Raw genomic sequence first — 20028 nt, 5'->3', positions numbered from 1 at the left:
CCCACCGGCCGGACCGAGGCCGTGCGGGGCGCCCGGTCGGCGCACGGGTTCCGCGGCAGCGGGCCCGACGGCGTCGCCCCGGCACTTCCCCCGGGAGGCCGGGCACGACGCCCCTCACACAGTCGACCGGTGACGGAAAGGGTGGACCATGTGCGGCCTGAGCGGTGAGATCCGCTACGACGGTGGACGTCCGGACCTGGCGGCGGTCGAGCGGATGACGGACCGCCTCGCGCCCCGCGGTCCCGACGGCCGGGGCATGTGGTCGCAGGGGCCGGTCGCACTCGGCCACCGCCGCCTCAAGATCATCGACTTGTCGGAGCGCGGCGGCCAGCCCATGACCGACTCCGAGAACGGGCTGACGGGCGTCTTCAACGGCTGCGTCTACAACTACCGCGAGCTCCGCGAGGAACTGCGGAGCCTGGGCCACCGCTTCACCACCACCTCGGACACCGAGGTCGTCCTCAAGGCCTACCGGCACTGGGGCACGGACTTCGTGGACCACCTCATCGGCATGTTCGCGATCGTCATCGTCGAGAGCGACACCGGGCGGGTGGTCCTCGTCCGCGACCGTCTCGGCATCAAGCCGCTCTACCTCGCACAGAGCCCCGGCCGTCTGCGGTTCGCCTCCACTCTCCCGGCCCTGCTCGCCGCCGGGGGTGTGGACACCTCGCTCGACCCGGTGGCCCTGCACCAGTACCTGAGCTGGCAGTCCACCGTGGCCGCCCCGCGGACCGTGCTCAACGGCGTCCGCAAGCTGCCCCCGGCGACCGTCCGTGTCGTCGAGCCGGACGGCACCCACCGCGACCACGTCTACTGGCAGCCGTCCTACACGCGGCGCCCCGAACACGCGGGCATGGACGCCGACGACTGGCGCGACGCGGTGCTGGACGCGCTGCGCACCGCCGTGCGCCGCCGGATGGTGGCGGACGTCCCCGTCGGTGTGCTGCTCTCGGGCGGCCTGGACTCCAGCCTGATCGTCGCCCTCCTCGCCGAGGAGGGGCAGCGCGACCTGGCGACCTTCAGCGTCGGCTTCGACTCCGAGGGCGGCGAGGAAGGCGACGAGTTCCGCTGGTCCGACCTGGTGGCGAGACACTACGACACCGACCACCACCAGCTGATGGTGCCGTCCGACCGGGTCTCGACGGCCCTCGACGGCGCCGTCGCCGCGATGAGCGAGCCCATGACCAGCCACGACGTGGTCGCCTTCCACCTGCTCTCCGAGCGCGTCGCCAAGGAGGTCAGCGTCGTCCAGAGCGGCCAGGGCGCCGACGAGGTGTTCGCCGGCTACGGCTGGTACCCCGCGATGGCCGACGCGACCCGCGAGCAGGAGCCGCGGCGGTACGCCGAGGTCTACTTCGACCGGCCGCACGCGGACCTCGCCCGCATCGTGCGCCCCGGAGTGCTGCCGGGCCACGACGCCTCGGGCGCCTTCGTCGAGGACCACATGGCCGCGCCCGGCGCGGAGACCGCCCTGGACGCCGCCCTGCGGCTCGACACCCACGTCATGCTCGTCGACGACCCGGTCAAGCGCGTCGACAACATGGCCATGGACTGGGGCCTGGAGGCCCGGGTGCCGTTCCTCGACCACGAACTGGTGGAACTGGCCGCCGCCTGTCCGCCCGAACTCAAGCTGGCGCACGGCGGCAAGGGGGTCCTCAAGGAGGCGGGACGCACCGTCCTGCCCCGCAGCGTCGTCGACCGGCCCAAGGGCTACTTCCCGGTGCCCGCCATCCGGCGTATGGCGGGCCCGGTGCTGACCCGGGTCAAGGAGGCGATGGCCGCACCGGAGGCACGGGCCCGGGGCATCTACCGGGAGGACTTCGTCGCCGGCCTGCTCAGCCGGCCCGACGACCACCGCACCCACCGCGGCCAGAACGCCCTGTGGCAGGTGGCGCTGCTGGAGATGTGGCTCCAGACGCACGGGATCCGATGACCCCGGGCGCGTCCGGGGCCCCCGTACCCGAGCTGCTCGCCGACACGGCGGGCGGCCGGGACACGCCGTCGGCGGCGGCCCACGGCTGCTGGTACCCGTCCGCCGACCCGCTCGGCCGGCAGGTGGCCTTCATCTGCGACCGCGGCGGCGTCCCCCAGCTGTGGGCCGGACCGCCCGACGCGGGGGAGGCGCGGCTCCTCGACACGAACCCGGAGCCGGTCACCGAGGTGTCGTGGTCGCCGGACGGCCGCTGGATCGCCTACACCGTCGCACCGGGCGGCAGCGGACACACCCGGGTGCTGTGCGTCCGCCCCGACGGCTCGGGCCGGCGGGTGGTGGCCGGGGCCGTCCCCGGGAGCTCGGCCCACCTGGGGTGCTGGACCCGCGACGGTGCTGCCCTCGCCGTCACCGTCGCCGAGCCCGTGGGCGACGCGGCCCCCGCCGAAGCGGCGGGGGCCCGGGCCGACGAGGCCTGGACGCACCGCGACGGCACCGCCGTGCTGCTGGACGACGCGCACGCGGCGCAGAGCCGCGCCCGGCACCCCGGCGGCGCGCCGGCCGGAGTGCTGAGCGCCTATCTCGTCGACCCGGACGGTGCGCGCTCGCCCGTCCTGCTGGCGACGGAGCAGGAGGCGGCCACCCTGCGCGTCTGCGACCTGACCCCGGACGGCCGGCTCGCCCTGCTGCGGCGCGGCCCGCGCGGGCGACGCCGCGCCGTGGTCTGGCACACCGCCGACCGCAGGGCGACGTGCACGCTGGCCGCCGCCGACGGCGACCCCTGGATCGGCCGGTTCTCGGCCGACGGGCGCACCGCGTGGCTGCGCAGCGACCACGACCGCGAGTTCGCGGCCCTGATGGCCCTCGGCCTGGACGAGCACGGAGAACCCGCCGGCCTGTCCGTCGCGGCCGAGCGCGAGGGCTCCGACATGGACCTGCTGGCGTTCCCCGACGACGGGCGCGCGGCCGTGTCCTGGAACGCCGCCGGCGCCGGGGAACTGGAGACGCTCGCGCTGGACGGCGACGGCCCCGCCCGTCCGATCGCGCTGGAGCACGAGGTGGTCACCCGGGTCGCCCCGGCCGGACCGTCGGGGATGCTGCTGGCGCTCTCCGGGTCCCAGCGGCGGCCGGGGATCTGGCTGGTGCCGCCCGCGGCACCGCCCGCCCGCACCCCCTGGTCCTCCCGCGACGAGGACACCGTCCCGCCCGGCCGCCCGCCGGTCCGGCCCACCGCGCAGCGGCCGACCGCCCGCGACGGGCTGCGGCTCGGCGGCTGGTACTACCGCGCCCCCGGCCGCGGGCCCGGCGACCCGGCGCCCTGCGTCGTCCACCTGCACGGGGGACCGGAGGAACAGGAGCGTCCGGTCTTCGACCCGCTCTACCACGAACTGCTCGGCCGCGGCCTCGACGTCTTCGCCCCCGACGTGCGCGGATCCTCCGGCTGGGGCCGGTCGTTCGTCGACGCCGACCTCGGCACCGGACGCTTCGCCGCGATCGACGACGTCGCCGACTGCGCGGCACATGCCGTCACCAGCGGCCTCGCCGACCCCACCCGGCTCGCGGTCATGGGCCACTCCTACGGCGGCTACCTCACCCTGGCGTCCCTCGTCCACCACCCCGACCTCTTCCGCACCGGCATCACGGTCTGCGGCATGTCCGACCTGGGGACCTTCTTCGAGGGCACCGAACCGTGGCTCGCCGAGTCCGCCGCGCACAAGTACGGCCATCCCGAACGCGACCGCGAACTGCTGCGCGCCCTGTCACCCATGAGCCGCGTCGACGCCCTGCGCGTGCCGCTGCTGGCCGTGCACGGCGAACACGACACCAACGTGCCGCCCCAGGAGTCCCGCCAGATCGTCCGCGCGGCCAAGCAGCGCGGTCTCGCCGCCGAACTGCTCGTCCTCCCCGACGAGGGACACGACTTCCGGCACGGCCACACCCGCCGGCTGTTCCGCCGCACCGCCGCGGACTGGATGCAGCGGCATCTCACCGGGGCGGCGGAGGCACGCTGACGGGTCCGGGGCGGCCCGCCGGCATGCCCCGGCTCCCCGCCCGGCCCCGTCATCCGTGCCTCGGCATGCCGCGCGCCCGCGGCCCGCTCGCCGTGCGCCCTACAGGCTCGCCCGGAGCCAGCGGTCGAGCCCGGCGACGGCGATGCCCGCGAGAACCACCTGCACGAGGAACTCCAGCCAGTCGCCGCCCGCCCCGTCGCCCACGCCGGACGCCGCCGCGAGCAGCGACCCCACGAGGGCGGCGGCGATGCCGGCGACCAGGGTCCACAGGACACCGATGTGCTGATGCCCGGGCAGGAACAGCCGCCCCAGGGCGCCGACCGCCGTTCCGGCGACCAGCGCGCTGAGAACTCCCGACACATCCATGACGGCTCCTTCGCGGACGACTCTCCGCCTCCGGCTACCCCGCCCGGCCCACCGGATGCCCCCCCGGCGCGGGGCGGGCACGCGAGGTGACGCCGCCCTCGGGCGGAGGGGGACGTGGCGAGGGGCAGGGGCCGCCCTCGGTGATCCGACGGCCCTCGTCCGGGGCGCTGTGCCCGGACGAGGGCCGGTTCGGATCACCGGCGGGTCACACCTCGGGGGGACCCGTCTCCGTCAGCGCGCCGCCGGACAGCCGCAGCCACCGCTTCACCCCGATCTCGCGCAGGAACCGCTCGTCGTGGCTGACCACCACGAAGGCGCCCCGGTAGGAGTCGAGCGCACTCTCCAGCTGGCCCGTCCCGACGAGGTCGAGATTGTTCGTGGGCTCGTCCAGGAGCAGCAGATGGGGAGCGGGTTCCGCGCACAGCACGCACGCCAGGGTGGCGCGCAGCCGCTCGCCGCCGGAGAGCACGCCGACCGGCAGATGGGCGCGGGGACCGCGGAAGAGGAAGCGGGCGAGCAGGTTCATCCGCTCGGCCTCCGGCCGCTGCGGAGCGTGGGCGGCGAAGTTCTCGGAGACCGTCAGGCCGTCGTCCAGCAGGTCCAGTCGCTGCGAGAGGTAGGCGATGCGGCCGTCCGCCCGCCGCACCTCGCCGCCGTCGGGTGCCAGGTCGCCGTTCAGCAGCCGCAGCAGCGTGCTCTTGCCGGCACCGTTGGGACCCGTCAGCGCGATGCGCTCCGGTCCCCGCACGGTGAGGTCGACCCCGGCGCCCGGGAACACGTCCGCGTCACCGAGCCGGACGCGCAGCCCCCGGCCGAGGAAGAGGTTCCGCCCGGCGGGCACCTGGGTGTCCGGGAGGTCGAGTGCGAGGCGCTGCTCGTCGCGCAGGGCCCGCCCCGCCTCGTCCAGCCGTGCCTGCGCCTCGCCGACGCGGCCGGCGTGCATCTGCCCCGCCCGTCCCGCCGATTCCTGCGCGCCGCGCTTCATGGTGCCGGCGAAGATGCGGGGCAGCCCGGCGTTCTTCAGGTTGCGGGCGGCGTTGCTCTGCCGGCGTTCCGCGCGCTCGCGGGCCTGCTGCATCTCCCGCTTCTCCCGCTTCAGTTGCTGCTCGGCGCTGCGGACGTTCTTCTCGGCGACCTCCTGCTCGGCGGCCACGGCCTGCTCGTACGCGGTGAAGTTGCCGCCGTGCAGACGCAGTTCGCCACGGTCGAGTTCGGCGATGCGTTCCATGCGGTCGAGCAGGGCCCGGTCGTGACTGACCAGGAGCAGACAGCCGCCGAAGTCGCCCAGCACGTCGTACAGTTTGCGCCGGGCGTCGAGGTCGAGGTTGTTGGTGGGCTCGTCGAGCAGCAGCACGTCCGGCCGGCGCAGCAGCTGCGCGGCCAGGCCGAGGGAGACGATCTGGCCGCCGCTGAGGGTGCGCAGGGTGCGGTCCAGCGCGAGGCCGGCGAGGCCGAGGCGGTCGAGCTGGGCGCGGGTGCGCTCCTCGATGTCCCAGTCGTCGCCGATGGTCTCGAAGTGCTTCTCGTCGACGTCTCCCGATTCCACGGCGTCGATGGCCCGGATCACGGGAGCGACGCCCAGGACCTCCGCGGCGGTGAGATCGCGGGACAGGGGGAGGGTCTGCGGGAGATGGCCGAGGGTGCCGGACACCGTCACCGACCCGGCTGCGGGCCGCAGCTCCCCGGCGATGAGCTTCAGCAGCGTGCTCTTGCCGCTGCCGTTGGGCGCGACGAGCCCGGTGCGGCCGGGGCCGACGGCGAAGGACAGGTCCTGGAGGACGGGGGTGTCGTCGGGCCAGGAGAACGACAGGTGGGAACAGACGACGGAGGCGTCGGACATGGAGGTGACCTCGGAGGGAGAGGGCAGGGAAGAGACTCCCGCCCCGGGTGGACAGGGGGAAGAGGAGACGACAGCGAGGCCACGACGGCGGCGCTTCCGCGCACCGGCCGGTGGCCTGTCGGATCCGGGTATCACCCGGAGATGTCGTCGTCCACCACCATGTCTGGGCTCCTCTGCAAACGATCAAGGTCACGGCCATGGTAACAGCCGGGTGCGCCGACGGGGAGGCGTCGCGGCGCGGCGGGACACCGGCGGCGGCGCACCGGGGGAGCCGTGTTCCGGTGCTCCGCCGATGCGCCCACCGCGCCGGCGGCTCCGGTCCGACGGCCCGGACCCCCGTTCAGGGGCCTTTGCGGAGCGTGGCCGAGGGCGTCGTCCCGTAGACCTCGCGGTAGGCGGCGGCGAAGCGGCCCGGATGGGCGAAACCCCATCGCGCCGCCACGTCCATGACGCCGGTGGTGCGCCGGTCGGCCGCCGCCAGATCCCGGTGGGCGCGCGCGAGGCGCACGCGCCGCAGATGGGCGAGGGGCGTGGAGCGGGCGTGCCGGCTGAAGGCGTACTGGACCGCCCGGGGGGTGACGAACGCGGCGGCGGCGATGTCGGCGAGGCCGATGTCCCGGTGGGCGTTCTCCTCGATGAAGTCGATCGCCCTGCGCAGGGTCCGCGTGCCCGCGTCACGGCTGTCCGCCGGGTGGGGCGTGTCGTCGTCGAGCGAGTTCGGGAACGCGGAGAGGGCCACCGCCGCCAGGTGCCGGGCGGCCGTGGCGACCACGAGGCCGCCGGGATCGGGGGCGTCGATCACATGGTCGCGCAGGAACGCGACGGTGGACCCCAGGCGCCGGTTCGCCGCCGGATCCTTCGCGTGGAGCCCGGTCAGGGCGACCGGCCCCTCGTGGCGTCCGCCGTTGGCGGCGACCTGGCCGAGCAGTGCGGGGTCGAACATCGTGATCGTGTAGCGGGCCGCGCGGAGCTCCCCGGTGTAGGGGCGGTCCGGCGGGGCGACGAGGAAGGTGTCGCCGGGGCCGTACACGGCGTCGCGCCCGTCCGTGGTGTCGGCCATCGTGCCCCGGTGGAGGGTGATCAGGCAGACCTTGCCCAGGCTGCCGGCGTCGTAGGCCATCGTGTAGTCGAAGTCGAGCTTGTCGACGACGAGGTCCCCGACGGCGCGCCGCTCGATCCGGGCGCCGGTCTCCTGCGGGCGGCCGCCGATGCGCATCGGCGTGTAGGCCCGCGAAAGGAACTCCTCCGTCGCGTCGAGGCTGCTGCTGTCGAAGGAGAGTCTCTCCATCACCTGGTCCCGTCGTGTCGCGGCGCTCTGCCCGATCCTGCCCCGGTCCCTCGCCGGTACGCCCGGGCGGGCGGCAGCGGCTGGTTTCCGCGGGGGCGGGCCGCCTGCTGCCGGGCCCCCGCCGGCGGTCCAGGCGTGTGACGCGAGGCAGTGGGTAACAGTCCCGGACCGTCCCCGTGAAGATCGTTCCTGCCCGTGGACGGGGGCAGGAGGCGGGGCCCGGAGAGAGGAGGCGGCCATGACCGACGAGAACATGGCGGACGACGTCTACCAGCCCACGGGCTCGAACGAGGAGCAGGAGGACGCCGCGCCGCTGGACCTCCAGGACGCCGTGGACGAGCGCGACTACGACGAGATCCTGGACGAGGGGTACTCGCCTCCCGAGAAGCCGCTCGGGGTGACCAAGGTGGGCACCACCGCGGCCGAACAGCACGAGGGGGAGACGCTGGACGAGCGCCTGGCCCAGGAGGTTCCCGACACGACCGCCGACGACGACGGGGACGGCATCGGCGACCTGCCCGGCGGCGAGGGCGAGCCCGCCGACCCGGAGGCCGGCGCCGAGCGGGCGGGACGCCTGGTGGCACCGGACGACGGGGTCCGCGCGGACACCGAGAAGGATCTGCTCGCGTCGGACGTCGGCATCGACGCCGGCGCCGCGAGCTCCGAGGAGGCGGCGGTCCACGTGGTGGACGAGGAAGACCTCTAGGGCGGCGCAGCGGCCCGGCCCCGCCCGGGAACGGGGCGGGCCGGGCGCCGGGTTCGGCTGCGCCCACGGCGTCTCCGCGCCGGTCGTCGGGTGGATGACGCGACGCCTGTCATCCGATGCACGACATCGAGCTTGTCATCGTCTGGATGACATGCTAGAACAGTGCTCAGGTGAAGCGCATTGGCTGTCCGCCCTGACCGCTGGAGGTGTTCCCGATGTTGATGCGCACCGACCCGTTCCGTGAGATCGATCGCCTGACCCAGCAGCTGCTGGGGGCGAACGGCACCTGGTCGAGGCCCTCGGCGATGCCGATGGACGCCTACCGCGAAGGCGACGAGTACGTGATCGCCCTCGACCTCCCGGGTGTCAGCAGCGACGCGATCGACATCGACGTCGAGCGGAACATGCTCACCGTGAAGGCCGAGCGCCGACCGGTCACGAGGGCGGACGACGCGACGATGGAGCTCTCCGAGCGTCCCCTGGGCGTCTTCTCCCGGCAGCTCGTGCTGGCCGACACGCTGGACACCGAGCGCATCACGGCCGACTACGAAGCGGGCGTCCTCACCCTCCGCATCCCGATCGCCGACCGCGCCAAGCCCCGCCGCATCTCCGTGGGCACGGGCTCCGGCCGGCAGCAGATCGCGGGCTGACCGGCGCCGGCCGGGCCTCGGCCGCACACCCCCGACATGGGCGGCACGCCGCCGCCTCCGGCCGAGGCTCCCGGCTCCGCACCCACCGGGCCGTCCGCCCGGGACACCGAACGGACGGGCCCGGACGCGCCGCGCCCGGGCCCTCCGCACGTGCCCCGGCGCGGCCCACCGGCCGCCTCCGGCCGGTTCCCCACCTCGACGCGTCATCCGGGCGGCGACGGCGCGCCGCCCCCGACCGAGAAAGGCACTCCCGCACCATGCTCGTCCAGGCCACCGCACCCGCCACGCAGCGCATGACGTTCGACCAGATGCTGGAGCGCGTCCGGTACGACGGCGCCTATCCCACGCGCGCACGGGCCGAGCGCACCGTGCGGGCCGTCCTCGCCGCACTCGGCCGTCAGGTCACCGGCGACGAGCGGGTCGCTCTCGCCGCCTGCCTGCCGGAGGAGGCCGCCCGGGAGTTCACCTCGCAGGCGCCCGGCGTCGAGCAGCTGTCCGGATGGGGCTTCGTCAAGGATCTCGCCGGCCGCCTCGGGGGCACCCAGGCCACCGCGCGCTGGGACACCGGAGCCGTCCTCGGCGTCGTCGCCCACCTCGCGGGCCCCGACGTCCTCGACCGCGTCCTCGCGGGGCTCCCCGGCGGGTACGCCCTGCTCTTCGGCCGCGCCGAACTCGCCAGGGCCGCCTGAAAGGCCATCGCGCTCGGGTGACCTGCCGGAGCCCCGCTCCGGAGACTCCGGCAGGTCACCCCCTCCCGGCAGGTCAGTCCCGCAACAGCCCCGCGCGCAGGGTCTCCAGGGCGCGGGCGATGAGGCGGGAGACGTGCATCTGGGAGATGCCGAGCTCCAGACCGATCTCCCGCTGGGTCATGTCCTGGCCGAACCGCATCCGGAGGATGTCGCGGTCGCGGGGCGAGATCGTCTCCAGGAGCGGCGCCAGGGTGTGCAGGTCCTCGAAGAGGTCGAGGCGCTCGTCGTCGAGGCCCATCGTCTCCGCGAGCGCGCGGCCGTCGTCGTGCGGACCGTCGTGGTCCGTCGCGGGCGTGTCCAGGGAGGACGCCGTGTAGGCGGCCTTGGCCTTCATGCCCTCGGCGACCTCCTCCTGCGGGAGACCGAGGTGCGCGGCCAGTTCCGCCACCGTGGGGTCCCGGCCCAGCCGGGCGGCGAGGGCTTCCGTCGCCGTCACCAGGTCCCTGCGGAGTTCCTGGAGCCGGCGGGGCACGTGGACGGCCCAGCTCGTGTCCCGGAAGTACCGCATGATCTCGCCGTTGATGTACGGGATGGCGAACGAGGTGAACTCGGTCTCCCGGTCGGGATCGAAGCGGTCGATGGCCTTGATCAGCCCGATCGTGCCCACCTGGATGACGTCCTCCAGGTCGCCGTTCCCCTTGTTGCGGTAGCGCCCGGCGACGAACTTCACCAGGGACACGTTCATCTCGATGAGCGTGTTGCGGGTGTACTGGTACGAGGGCGTGCCCTCGTCGAGGCGGCGCAGGCGGCTGAGGAAGACCCGGGACAGCCGGCGGGCGTCGGAAGGCGCCACGGCCAGACCGTCGGCCGCACCCGGCGGCAGCGATGCTGCCGGCTCCGGCTCGTTCGCGGGGGGCGATGTCTCCTCGGCACGGGCGGTGACACCGTGGTCGACGTGCGTCCTCACGTGAAGTGTTCCTTCCCGGTGAGCCGGCGCGTGCATGCCGCTCACCGTGCGTCGCTCCTGTTCAGCCCTGTCGTCCCACCGCCGGGGCGACGCGGTCGTGCGGGCCCGGCGACGGGATCTCCCCGCCGGCCGGGCGCGCCTCGCCGCACCGGAGTGCACAGGGCATCGGTCGCCGCCCCCGCCTCGGACGCGGGGACGGTGTGCTCGATGTATCGGCCTGCCCCGGGGGTGGTTCGCCATACCTTGTGTCCCTCCGTCGCCGCCGACTCGTTCGTCCCGGCGGCGTCCGCGCGTCCGCGGGGTTCGTTTCGGGGACTTGTCCGCCCGGACGCGGCGGCCCGGGGGAGCGCCCGGGCCCGGCGGCCCGCGCGGCGGCGGCTTCAGGGCCCGGCGGGGGGCGGGTCCTGCGGTGCGAGGTGGTAGTAGCGGGTGCAGCCGCTCACCATCCCGTCGTCGGCGATGGTGAACACGTCCACGAAGCGCTGCTCCGGTGCGTCCCGGCCGGGGACGACGCGCCGCCCCGCCGCGACCACGCTCCGGTCCTGCGCCACGACCCGGTCGATCTCGTGCCGGACGGCGGGCCGGGTGTGCCGCAGATGCGCCTCCAGGACCGCCGCGCGGCCGTGCGCCGGCGCCAGTCCGGGCAGTTCGAAGACCACGCGGTCGTGCAGCAGGGACGCGCACGCGTCCGGGTCGCCGGCGTCGAGGTAGTCGTAGACCAGCCGCACATGGTCGATGCCCGCCGCGGTGACGAGATCCACCGGACCCCACAGGGCGGTTGACGTGTCGTCATGGCTGTTCACCTGTCGAGCCTCCTCTCACGTTCCGTACCGATCCTGGGCCCCGCTCCCAACCCGGCGTTATCGCCGTCCTATCCCCGCGGGGGATCTCCACGGGCCGGGATCTTCACGGCATGGACATAAGGGGGAGAGATGTGGAGACTGTCCTCACTTGATCCTGACATCCCGGCGTGCCGGCGCGATCGTGGCCTGTCGGCTCATCTTTCCGTGGGGGAATCAGTGGCGGACGGCATCGCGGAGAGAGACCAGGACCTCCCGGACATGTCGCCGCTCACCTTCAGGGTGCTGGGGCCGTTACAGGTCCAGGGGACCGGCGAACGTCCCCTGCGTGTGCCTCCCGGCCGCCAGGAGGTGATCCTCGCGGCGCTGCTGCTGGAGTCCAACCGCGTCGTCAGCACCAACCATCTGGTGGACCTCATCTGGGAGGACAATCCGCCGGAGACCGCCCGCACCCAGGTGCAGATCTGCGTGTCCCGGCTGCGCAAACTGCTCGCCGCCGCCAGCGGCGAGGCCTCGATCACCACCCGCCCGCCGGGCTACGTCCTCCACACCGACACGGGAAACGTGGACGCCGCCCTCTTCACCGGCCTCGTCCAGCGCGCCCGGGGGCTGCGCGAACGCGGCGAGCCGGACGAGGCCGTACGGCTGCTGCGCCGCGCCGTGGCCCTGTGGCAGGGCGACTGCCTCTCCGGGCTCGACAGCGGACCGCTCGCCAACAAGGCCCGCCAGTTCAACGAGGAACGCCTCGCCGCCGTCGAGCTGCGCATCCGGCTCGAACTCGAACTCGGCCGCCACGACCGTCTCGTGGGCGAACTGCAGCGGCTCACCTGCGAGCACCCGCTGCGCGAGAAGCTGCACGGCCTGCTCATCCAGGTCCTGTACTGGTCGGGCCGGCAGGCCGAGGCGCTGGAGGCGTTCCGCACCGCCCGCACCTATCTCGCCGAGGAACTCGGCCTGGAGCCCAGCCGTGAGCTGCGCGACCTGGAGTCGGCGATCCTCGCCGGCGAACTTTCGCCGCCCACGGGTGCCGTCCAGCGGCACGCCCCCGCGGAGAGACCCGTCGAGGAAACGGTTCGGCAGAGAACGGAGGGGGTGACGGCTCCCGAGCCGCCGCCCCCCGCCGCCCCGGCCTCGGACTCGTCCACCGACGCGGTACCCCACCAGCTCCCCGCCGACGCGGCCGATTTCGTCGCCGACCCCGCATCCCTCACCGCCCTGGAGCGCGCCCTCACCGGAGCCGGGGGCCGCAGCGTCGGTCTCGCCGTCGTCACCGGCAAGCCCGGCACCGGCAAGTCCGCCCTGGCCGTGCACATCGCCCACGCCCTCGCCGAGACCGGTTTCCCCGACGGCCAGCTCTACTGCGACCTGCGCGGCACCACCGGCACCCCCACCCCGCCCGTCGAGGTCCTCGGCCGGTTCCTGCGCGCCTTCGGCATCCCCGGCCAGCTGATCCCCGAATCCCTCGACGAACGCGCCGAGATGTACCGCACCCGCCTGGCCTCCCGACGCGTCCTGGTCGTCCTCGACGACGCGGCCGGCGAGGGCCAGGTCCTCCCCCTGCTTCCCGGCAGTCGCGGCTGCGCCGTGCTGGTCACCAGCCGGGCCCGCCTCACCGCCCTGCCCGGCGCCCACCGGGTGGAGCTCGACGTGCTCGACGAGGACCGGGCCCTCGAACTCCTCGCCCGGATCGTCGGGCGCGAACGGGTCGCCCACGAGGCGGTCGCCGCCGAGGCGCTGGTCCGCACGGTCGGACGCCTCCCGCTCGCCCTGCGGATCGTCGCCGCCCGCCTCGCGGCCCGCCCGCACTGGCCGCTCGCCTCGATGGTGCAGCGCCTCGCCAACGAACGGCACCGCCTCGACGAACTCGCCCACGGCGAGATGACCATGCGGGCCAGCCTCTCCCTCACCTACGAAGGGCTGGCCCCCGGCGACCGGGGCCTGCTGCGGCTGCTCTCCATGGCACAGGCGCCGACCCTGCCCAGCTGGCTCGCGGGCGCCCTGCTCGACGACCGCCGCCCCTTCCCCTCGGACCTGCTGGAACCCCTCGTCGACGTGCAGATGCTCGACGTCGCCGGCGTCGAACCGGCCGGCGGCTTCCGCTACCGCTTCCACGAGATCATCCGGGTCTACGCCCGTGAACAGCTCGCCGCCCAGCACCCGGCCGAGGAACGGCAGGCGGCCTTCGTCCGCATGGCCGGGGGATGGATGCACCTCGCCCAGCAGGCCCATCGCACGGTCTACGGGGGCGACTTCACCGTCCTGCACGGCGACGCCCCGCGCTGGGAGCCGTCCTCCGTCCACACCGACGAGGTGCTCGCCGACCCGCTGGCCTGGCTCGACGCCGAACAGGCCGCCCTGTGCGGCATGGTCCGGCACGCAGCTGACGAGGGACTGCACGACCTGAGCTGGGACCTCGCCACCTCGCTCGTCACCCTCTTCGAGGTCCGCGGCCTCTACGACCTGTGGGAGCAGACCCATCTGACCGCGCTGTCCGCCGTGCGCAAGGCGGGCAACCTGCGGGGCACCGCCGCGATCCGGGCCTCACTCGGCTCGCTCTACATGAGCCGCAACCAGTTCGACACCGCGCGCCAGTCGCTGACCTCCGCACTCGACGTCTTCCAGGCCCTCGACGAGCCCATGGGGGAGGCGCTGTGCCGGCGCGACCTCGCGCTCATCTCCCGCACGAGCGGTGACGATGCCGGCGCGCTGGAGCTCTACGGCCGCTCACTCGCCGACTTCGACCGGGCCGGGGACGTGGTGGGCCGTGCGATCGTCCTCACCCAGAGCGCCCACATCCGGATGCGCCGGGGCGAGATCGACGTGGCGCAGAAGCAGCTGGACGAGGCGCTCGACGTCTACGAGGGCATCGGATACACCGGGGGACGGGCGAGGACCCTGCGGCGCGTCGGGCAGTTGCTGCTGGAGCAGGGCCGGAGCGACCTCGCGGTCCTCACCTTCACCGAGGTGCTGGAACTGTGCCGCGAGTCGGGCGACGTGATCGGCGAGGGGCATCTGCTGCACGACCTGGGGCGGGCGTTCGCCGTGATGGGGCGCCCGGACAGGGCCAGGGACTTCTACGACCGTGCCGTGTCGGCACGGGAACGGATCATGGATTTTAGCGGGGGCGCGCTCGCGCGCCTGGAGCTCGCCCGGCTGGGGACCGAACGCCCGGAGCGTGCCCGGGAGGTGCTGACGCCGGCGGTCGAGGTGTTCCGCGAGCGGCGGATGGTGCGGGAGCTCGCCGAGGCGGAGCGGCTGCTCGGGGTCTGCTGACCCGACGGGAGGCCGGTGTCCGGCGCCCCTTCAGTCCCAGGGGTTGTTGTCGGTGGTGCCGCCCGTCGAACCCGTGCCACCGGTGGAGCCCGAGCCCGTGCCACCGGTGGAGCCGGTGCCGGTGGTGTCGCCCTCGCCCTCGTCGGTGGTGGTGTCCTGCGCGGCCGCCGTGACGGCGGAGGCCGGCGCCTCGGCGGCCCAGCCGGCCTGGATCCCGGCACCCGTGGCGAGGACGATCAGCGCGGAGACGGCGGCGGCGCGGAGGGCGTTGCGGGTGGCGGCGGTCTTCGACATCGGGCTCTCCCTGGATTCTGCGGGGTGGCGTTTCCTTGTGACCACCACGCTAGGAACGGCCGGATTCACGGGACCGCTCGCTGCCTTATCACCCCGCTATCACGGAGGGCGCGCGCCGCCCGGCCCCCGCCCCTCCGCTATCACGGGCCGATGGCCGCTATCACCCACGCGTCCCAGCCATCACAACAGCCCCTCACACCCCGTCCATGGCCGGTTAACGACGGGATGCCCCTCCGATAGGCGCGTCCCGAGGATGAGTGAGTGCAGAAGGCGAGGCACACAGCGGCCCGACTCGGGCCCGTCCCCGGCCCTCGCCCCCACTCGACCAGCGGGAGCACCTCCATGACGACCGGCCTCTCCCCGGAGGGCACCACGGCGGCCATCGCCGCCCTCGGCACCCTCATCCGCGGCCACCGGCTCCGCATCGGCCTGACCCAGCGGGAACTCGCGGACCTCTCCACCATCAGCGTCCGCGCCATCCGCGACCTGGAGAAGGGGAAGGCCCAGCGCCCCCGCACCGACACCATCCGCCTGATAGCCGACGGCCTGCGCCTCGGCCCCCGGGCGCGCACCGCCCTGGAGGAGGCGGTCAGACGCGGCCACCGCGGCGGGGCCGACCGCCAGCGGCCCGCCGAACGCGCCGCACCGCCCTCCCCGCTCCACCCCCTCGTCGAACGCCAGGCGGAGGCCGCCGTCCTCACCGAGGAACTGCGCTCGGGGAGCGAACGGCTCGTCACCCTCGTCGGACTCAGCGGCGTCGGCAAGACCCGGCTCGCCCTGGAGACCGCGGCCCGGCTGCACGACGCGGGCTTCCCCGTCCTGTGGCACACCGCCCCCGGAGCCGTCGCCGACTGCCTGCCGGACGCCGGCGAGTCCTTCGCCGCCCTGACCGCCGACTGCGCCGACTATCTCCGCGGCGACGGCTCCGCCGACGACCTGCCCCCCTCCCTGGCCGTCGCTCTCGGCGACCGCGGCTCCCTCCTCGTCCTCGACGGCGTCGACACCGCGGACCTCGCCTTCCCCCGGCTCGCCCGTCTCCAGCGCGAGGTCCCCGGCCTGCGGCTGCTCCTCACCACCGGTGAACCGTGGAACGTCCCCGGCGAACGGCTCTTCCTCGTCTCCCCCCTGGACGCTCCCGACCCGGCGGCCGGCATCCGCCCGGACGCCCCCGCCGTACGCCTCTTCCTCGGCCGGCTGCGCCGGGTGCGCCCCGATCTCGTCCCCGACGAGCGGGACATGGCCGACATCGCCTGGGTCTGCCACCGCCTCGACGGGCATCCGCTCGCCCTTGCCGCCGCCGCCTCCTGGCTCACGGTCTGCGATCTCCGCACCCTGCGCGGCATCGTCGGCTCCGACCCGGCCGCCCTCCTCGACCCCCTCGCCGACGGCCGCTCGGGCCCCGGCCTCCAGGATCGCGTCGCCCGGACCCTCGCCGCGCTCCCCGCCGGCCACCGGCAGCTGATCGCCGGTCTGTGCGCCGCCGGCGCCGAGGAGTTCGTCCTGGAGGACGTGCTGCGGCTCACCGGAGGCCCGCTGCCGCACTGCGGCCGCGTCATCCGCGACCTCCTCATCAGCGGCGTCGTCCGACCCAGCACCGACAGCGGCCGTGCCGCCTTCCGCGTGCTGTGCGTGGTGCGCGCCGCACTCCCCGCGGCCGTTCCTGCCCCCTCGGCTGCCGCCTGACTGCCGCAGCCGCCGCGTTCCGCTCCCGTACCGCCGGATCAACTGCCGCTCCCGCCGCCCGTCCACGGGTTGTATGGGCGCAGCCCCGCCCTTCCCGAGCAGCAGCAGCCGTGACCTCTCCAGGAGCCCCCATGCCGTTCGACCCGCCCGTCGCACCCGCACAGGCCCCTGCCCGGCTGCCGCTCTCCGTCGCCCAGCGCGACATCTGGACGGCCCACACCCTGGACGCCGGCGGCGTGAAGTACAACGTCGCCGAATGCCGCGAGATCAACGGCCCCGTCGACCCGGTGCTGATGGACATCGCCTGGCGCCGGCTGGTCGACGAGGCGGACTTCCTGCGCATCTCCCGGTTCGAGGACGACGGCGAGCAGGTGTGGCAGCTGATCGACCCCGACGCCGGCGACCGGCATCTGCCGTTCACCGACGTCAGCGCAGCGGACGACCCCGAGGCCGCGGCGTGGCGGCTGATCGACGAGCTGATCACCGCACCCTTCGACCTGGCCCGCACACCCCCCGTGCGCTGCGCCCTGATCGGGCTGGGCGAGGAGCGGTACTTCTACTTCTACGGTTTCCACCACCTCGTCGTGGACGGCGTCGGCGTCTCCATGGCCCTCTCCCGCCTCGTCGCCCTGTACGAACACGCCGTGGCGGGCGAGCCCTTCGGCGAATCGCCGTTCGGGAGCCTCGCGGACCTGCTCGCCGAGGACGCCGCCTACCGCGGCTCCGAGGAGGCGGCCACCACCCGCGCCGCCTGGCGCGACCACCTGGCGGGGGCCCCCGACGCGCCCGCCGGACTCGTCCGCGGCACCGGACACGCCACCCCCGCCCACGGCGGCCTGGCCTTCGCCCGCCGCAGCGTGCACGTCGCGGCGGACGACGCCGAGCGGCTGCGCACCGTCGCACGCGGCGAACGGGTCACCTGGTCCGTCCTGCTGGTGGCACTGTTCACCGTCTACCTCCACCGTGTCACCGGGCGCGACGAACTGGTGATCGCGCTGCCGGTGACCGGCCGCACCACCCGGCTCTCCCGCAGCACCCCCGGCATGGCGTCCAACGTGGTGCCGCTGCGGCTGCGGGTGGACCCCTGCGCCCCGCTCGGCGACCTGGTCCGCACGGTGTCCGCCGAGGTCAAGCACGGCCTGCGCCACCAGCTGACCCGTTACGAGGACCTCTGCCGCGACACCGGCGTCATCGACGGCTCGCGCCGGCTGGCCTCGCCCGTCCTCAACATCATGGGGTTCCACGGCGACCTCACCGTGTGCGGGCATCCCACCGTCAACCACAACGTCAGCAACGGTCCCGTCGACGACCTCTCCGTCGCAGTCCTCGACCTGGGCGCCGCGAACGGGCTGCGGATCGACTTCGACACCCCGGTCGACGGCGTCGACCCGGACGCCGTCGCCGCCCACCAGGACCGGTTCGCCGCCTTCCTCTCCACCGTCCTCGCCGCGGACCACCCCACCGCCCGGCCCGTCGCCGCCCTGCCGGTCCTCACCGGGGAGGAGCACGCCCGGCTGACCGGGCCGTGGGCCGGACCCGCCGCCGACCCGGTGGACGCCACACTCGTCGAGCTGTTCGAGGAGCAGGCCCGGGCCCACCCCGCCCGGACCGCGCTCGTCGACACCGCCGGCGAGATCACCTACGCCGAACTCAACGCCGCCGCCAACCGCCTGGCCCGCGGACTGCGCGCCCGCGGTCTCGGACGCGGCGCCCTGGCCGGCGTCCTCCTGGAACGCGGCATCCCGTTCGTCACCGCGCTGCTCGCCGTCCTCAAGACCGGCGCGGGACACGTGCTGCTCGACCCGGACTTCCCCGACGAGCGCCTGCGCTCGGCCGCCGGGGACGCCGGCATCACCCACCTCGTCACCCGCCCCGGCCTCACCGGACGTGTGACCGGCCCCTGGACCGTCCACGCCCCGGAACCCGGCGGCACCGCCCCGGCCGGCAGCGCCCCGGACGACTCCGCCGACCTCGGCCTGCCCATCGACCCCGACGACCCCGCCTGCCTGATGTTCACCTCCGGCTCGACCGGGCGGCCGAAGGCCATCCTCTCCTCGCACCGGAACCTGGTCGCCACCCTGATCGGCCAGCCCTACCTCCCCGACGGCCCCGGGCAGATCTGGCTCCAGTCCTCGCCGGTCTCCTGGGACGCGTTCAGCCTGGAGCTGTGGTCCCCGCTCCTGCACGGCGGGTCCGCCGTCCTCCAGCCCGGCCAGAAGCCCGAACCCGCCCTCGTCGCCGACCTCACCCGCCGGCACCGCGTCACCACGCTCCTGCTCTCCGCCACCCTCTTCAACTTCCTGGTGGACGAGCACCCCGAGGCGTTCGAGACGGTCACCACCGCCTTCACCGTCGGTGAGGCGGCGTCCCCGGCCCATGTGCACAAGCTGCGCCGGCTGGCGCCGGGCATCCGCGTCCTCAACGGCTACGGCCCCGCCGAGGTCATGATCTTCGCCACCACCCACACCGTCGACGAGGACGACACCACCCGCGCCGCCGTCCCCGTCGGACGGCCCCTGGTCAACAAGCCCGCCTACATCCTCGATGCGCGCCTGGCCCTCTGCCCGCCCGGTGTGACGGGCGAGCTGTACGTCGGAGGCGAGGGCCTGGCCCACGGCTATCTCGGCCGTTCCGACCTGACCGCGGCCCGTTTCGTGCCGGATCCGTTCGGCGGTCGCGGCGGACGGCTCTACCGCACCGGTGACCTGGCGCGATTCGACGCCGAGGGGCGGATCGTCTACGAGGGCCGGGCGGACGACCAGATCAAGATCCGCGGCTTCCGCATCGAGCCGGGGGAGACGGAGGCGGCGCTGCTGGGTCATCCGGCGGTGACGCAGGCAGTGGTGACGGTCCATGAGCAGCGGCTCGCCGCCTATGTCGTCCTCGGCGCGGAGGCCGAGCCCGACGGGATCCGTCTCCATGTGGCCGACCGGCTGCCCGAGCACCTGGTCCCCACGTACCTCACGGTCCTCGACCGCCTTCCCGTCACCCCCAACGGCAAGATCGACAAGCGCGCCCTGCCCGCACCCGTCGCGCTCCGGACCGCGATCCGCGACCCCCGCAACCGGACCGAGACGACACTGCTCCGTCTCTTCACCGCGACGCTCGGCGCCACCGGTCCCGTCGGCATCGATGACAGCTTCTTCTCCCTGGGCGGGCATTCGCTGCTGGCGGCGCGGCTGACGAATCGCGTGGCGGAGGCGTTGGGTGTCCGGCTCACGATCCGGGACGTGTTCGCGCGTCCGACGGTGGCGGGTCTCGCGGAGTTGGTGGCGGGGCGGTCCGGGTCGGGTGCGGGCAGGGCGCGCTTGTCGATCTTGCCGTTGGGGGTGACGGGAAGGCGGTCGAGGACCGTGAGGTACGTGGGGACCAGGTGCTCGGGCAGCCGGTCGGCCACATGGAGACGGATCCCGTCGGGCTCGGCCTCCGCGCCGAGGACGACATAGGCGGCGAGCCGCTGCTCATGGACCGTCACCACTGCCTGCGTCACCGCCGGATGACCCAGCAGCGCCGCCTCCGTCTCCCCCGGC

Annotated in this window: 13 protein-coding genes and 2 pseudogenes; 8 read left to right on the top strand and 7 right to left on the bottom strand. The window is 74.3% G+C overall.

What is annotated here, in order from left to right:
* The first annotated feature begins 148 nt into the window (after window positions 1-148).
* Both EAO77_RS21120 and EAO77_RS21115 read left to right on the top strand, forming a co-directional pair.
* Window positions 149-1933: an N-acetylglutaminylglutamine amidotransferase gene (locus tag EAO77_RS21120; protein WP_147989850.1), complete on the top strand. Its 1785-nt coding sequence runs from the start codon at window positions 149-151 to the stop codon at window positions 1931-1933.
* On the top strand, window positions 1930-3942 hold the full coding sequence (locus EAO77_RS21115; RefSeq protein WP_147989849.1) for a S9 family peptidase: 2013 nt from the start codon (window positions 1930-1932) through the stop codon (window positions 3940-3942). Before EAO77_RS21120 ends, EAO77_RS21115 begins: the two co-directional genes overlap by 4 nt.
* A gap of 99 nt (window positions 3943-4041) precedes the next feature.
* On the opposite strand, the gene EAO77_RS21110 is transcribed toward EAO77_RS21115, so the two are convergent.
* The 3 genes from EAO77_RS21110 to EAO77_RS21100 all read right to left on the bottom strand — a co-directional run bounded on the left by EAO77_RS21110 (window position 4042) and on the right by EAO77_RS21100 (window position 7436).
* The gene (locus EAO77_RS21110) at window positions 4042-4308 is read right to left on the bottom strand and encodes a GlsB/YeaQ/YmgE family stress response membrane protein (RefSeq protein ID WP_147989848.1); all 267 of its coding nucleotides are present in this window, start codon (window positions 4306-4308) and stop codon (window positions 4042-4044) included.
* Between the two features lie 205 nt (window positions 4309-4513).
* Window positions 4514-6148: an ABC-F family ATP-binding cassette domain-containing protein gene (locus tag EAO77_RS21105; protein WP_147989847.1), complete on the bottom strand. Its 1635-nt coding sequence runs from the start codon at window positions 6146-6148 to the stop codon at window positions 4514-4516.
* Window positions 6149-6488: 340 nt separating this feature from the next.
* Window positions 6489-7436 (bottom strand): helix-turn-helix transcriptional regulator, encoded by a 948-nt coding sequence (locus EAO77_RS21100; protein WP_147989846.1) that lies wholly within the window; start codon window positions 7434-7436, stop codon window positions 6489-6491.
* 238 nt (window positions 7437-7674) lie between these two features.
* On the opposite strand from EAO77_RS21100, the gene EAO77_RS21095 reads away from it, so the two are divergent.
* From EAO77_RS21095 to EAO77_RS21085, 3 genes are all read left to right on the top strand, one after another.
* Window positions 7675-8142 (top strand): DUF5709 domain-containing protein, encoded by a 468-nt coding sequence (locus tag EAO77_RS21095; RefSeq protein ID WP_147989845.1) that lies wholly within the window; start codon window positions 7675-7677, stop codon window positions 8140-8142.
* 215 nt (window positions 8143-8357) lie between these two features.
* On the top strand, window positions 8358-8792 hold the full coding sequence (locus tag EAO77_RS21090; protein WP_147989844.1) for an Hsp20/alpha crystallin family protein: 435 nt from the start codon (window positions 8358-8360) through the stop codon (window positions 8790-8792).
* A 257-nt stretch (window positions 8793-9049) separates the two neighbouring features.
* A complete protein-coding gene (locus EAO77_RS21085) occupies window positions 9050-9481 on the top strand; it encodes a DUF2267 domain-containing protein (protein ID WP_261994074.1) in 432 nt (143 codons plus the stop codon).
* A 73-nt stretch (window positions 9482-9554) separates the two neighbouring features.
* On the opposite strand, the gene EAO77_RS21080 is transcribed toward EAO77_RS21085, so the two are convergent.
* Entirely contained in the window at window positions 9555-10484 is a 930-nt protein-coding gene (locus tag EAO77_RS21080; protein ID WP_147989843.1) for a SigB/SigF/SigG family RNA polymerase sigma factor, read from the bottom strand.
* Between the two features lie 344 nt (window positions 10485-10828).
* The gene (locus EAO77_RS21075) at window positions 10829-11251 is read right to left on the bottom strand and encodes a nuclear transport factor 2 family protein (protein WP_261994073.1); all 423 of its coding nucleotides are present in this window, start codon (window positions 11249-11251) and stop codon (window positions 10829-10831) included.
* Between the two features lie 258 nt (window positions 11252-11509).
* Between EAO77_RS21075 and EAO77_RS21070 the strand changes: the two genes are divergently transcribed.
* Window positions 11510-14521, top strand: a complete 3012-nt coding sequence (locus tag EAO77_RS21070) for an AfsR/SARP family transcriptional regulator (RefSeq protein ID WP_187283341.1) — start codon at window positions 11510-11512, stop codon at window positions 14519-14521.
* A gap of 30 nt (window positions 14522-14551) precedes the next feature.
* On the opposite strand, the gene EAO77_RS21065 is transcribed toward EAO77_RS21070, so the two are convergent.
* On the bottom strand, window positions 14552-14815 hold the full coding sequence (locus EAO77_RS21065) for a hypothetical protein (protein WP_147989842.1): 264 nt from the start codon (window positions 14813-14815) through the stop codon (window positions 14552-14554).
* Window positions 14816-15157: 342 nt separating this feature from the next.
* Between EAO77_RS21065 and EAO77_RS21060 the strand changes: the two genes are divergently transcribed.
* Both EAO77_RS21060 and EAO77_RS21055 read left to right on the top strand, forming a co-directional pair.
* Window positions 15158-16498 (top strand): helix-turn-helix domain-containing protein, encoded by a 1341-nt coding sequence (locus tag EAO77_RS21060; protein WP_147989841.1) that lies wholly within the window; start codon window positions 15158-15160, stop codon window positions 16496-16498.
* Between the two features lie 131 nt (window positions 16499-16629).
* Window positions 16630-19758, top strand: a pseudogene (locus EAO77_RS21055) (amino acid adenylation domain-containing protein); the annotation flags it as partial.
* 116 nt (window positions 19759-19874) lie between these two features.
* Here the strand turns inward: EAO77_RS21055 and EAO77_RS41410 are convergent.
* Window positions 19875-19973 (bottom strand): annotated as a pseudogene (locus tag EAO77_RS41410) (hypothetical protein); the annotation flags it as partial.
* Between the last annotated feature and the right edge of the window lie 55 nt (window positions 19974-20028).

Source organism: Streptomyces sp. T39 (assembly GCF_008042045.1).
Taxonomy (GTDB): Bacteria; Actinomycetota; Actinomycetes; order Streptomycetales; family Streptomycetaceae; genus Streptomyces.
The sequence above is the reverse complement of the archived record's forward strand: the minus strand, read 5'-3'. Positions and strand labels throughout refer to the sequence as shown.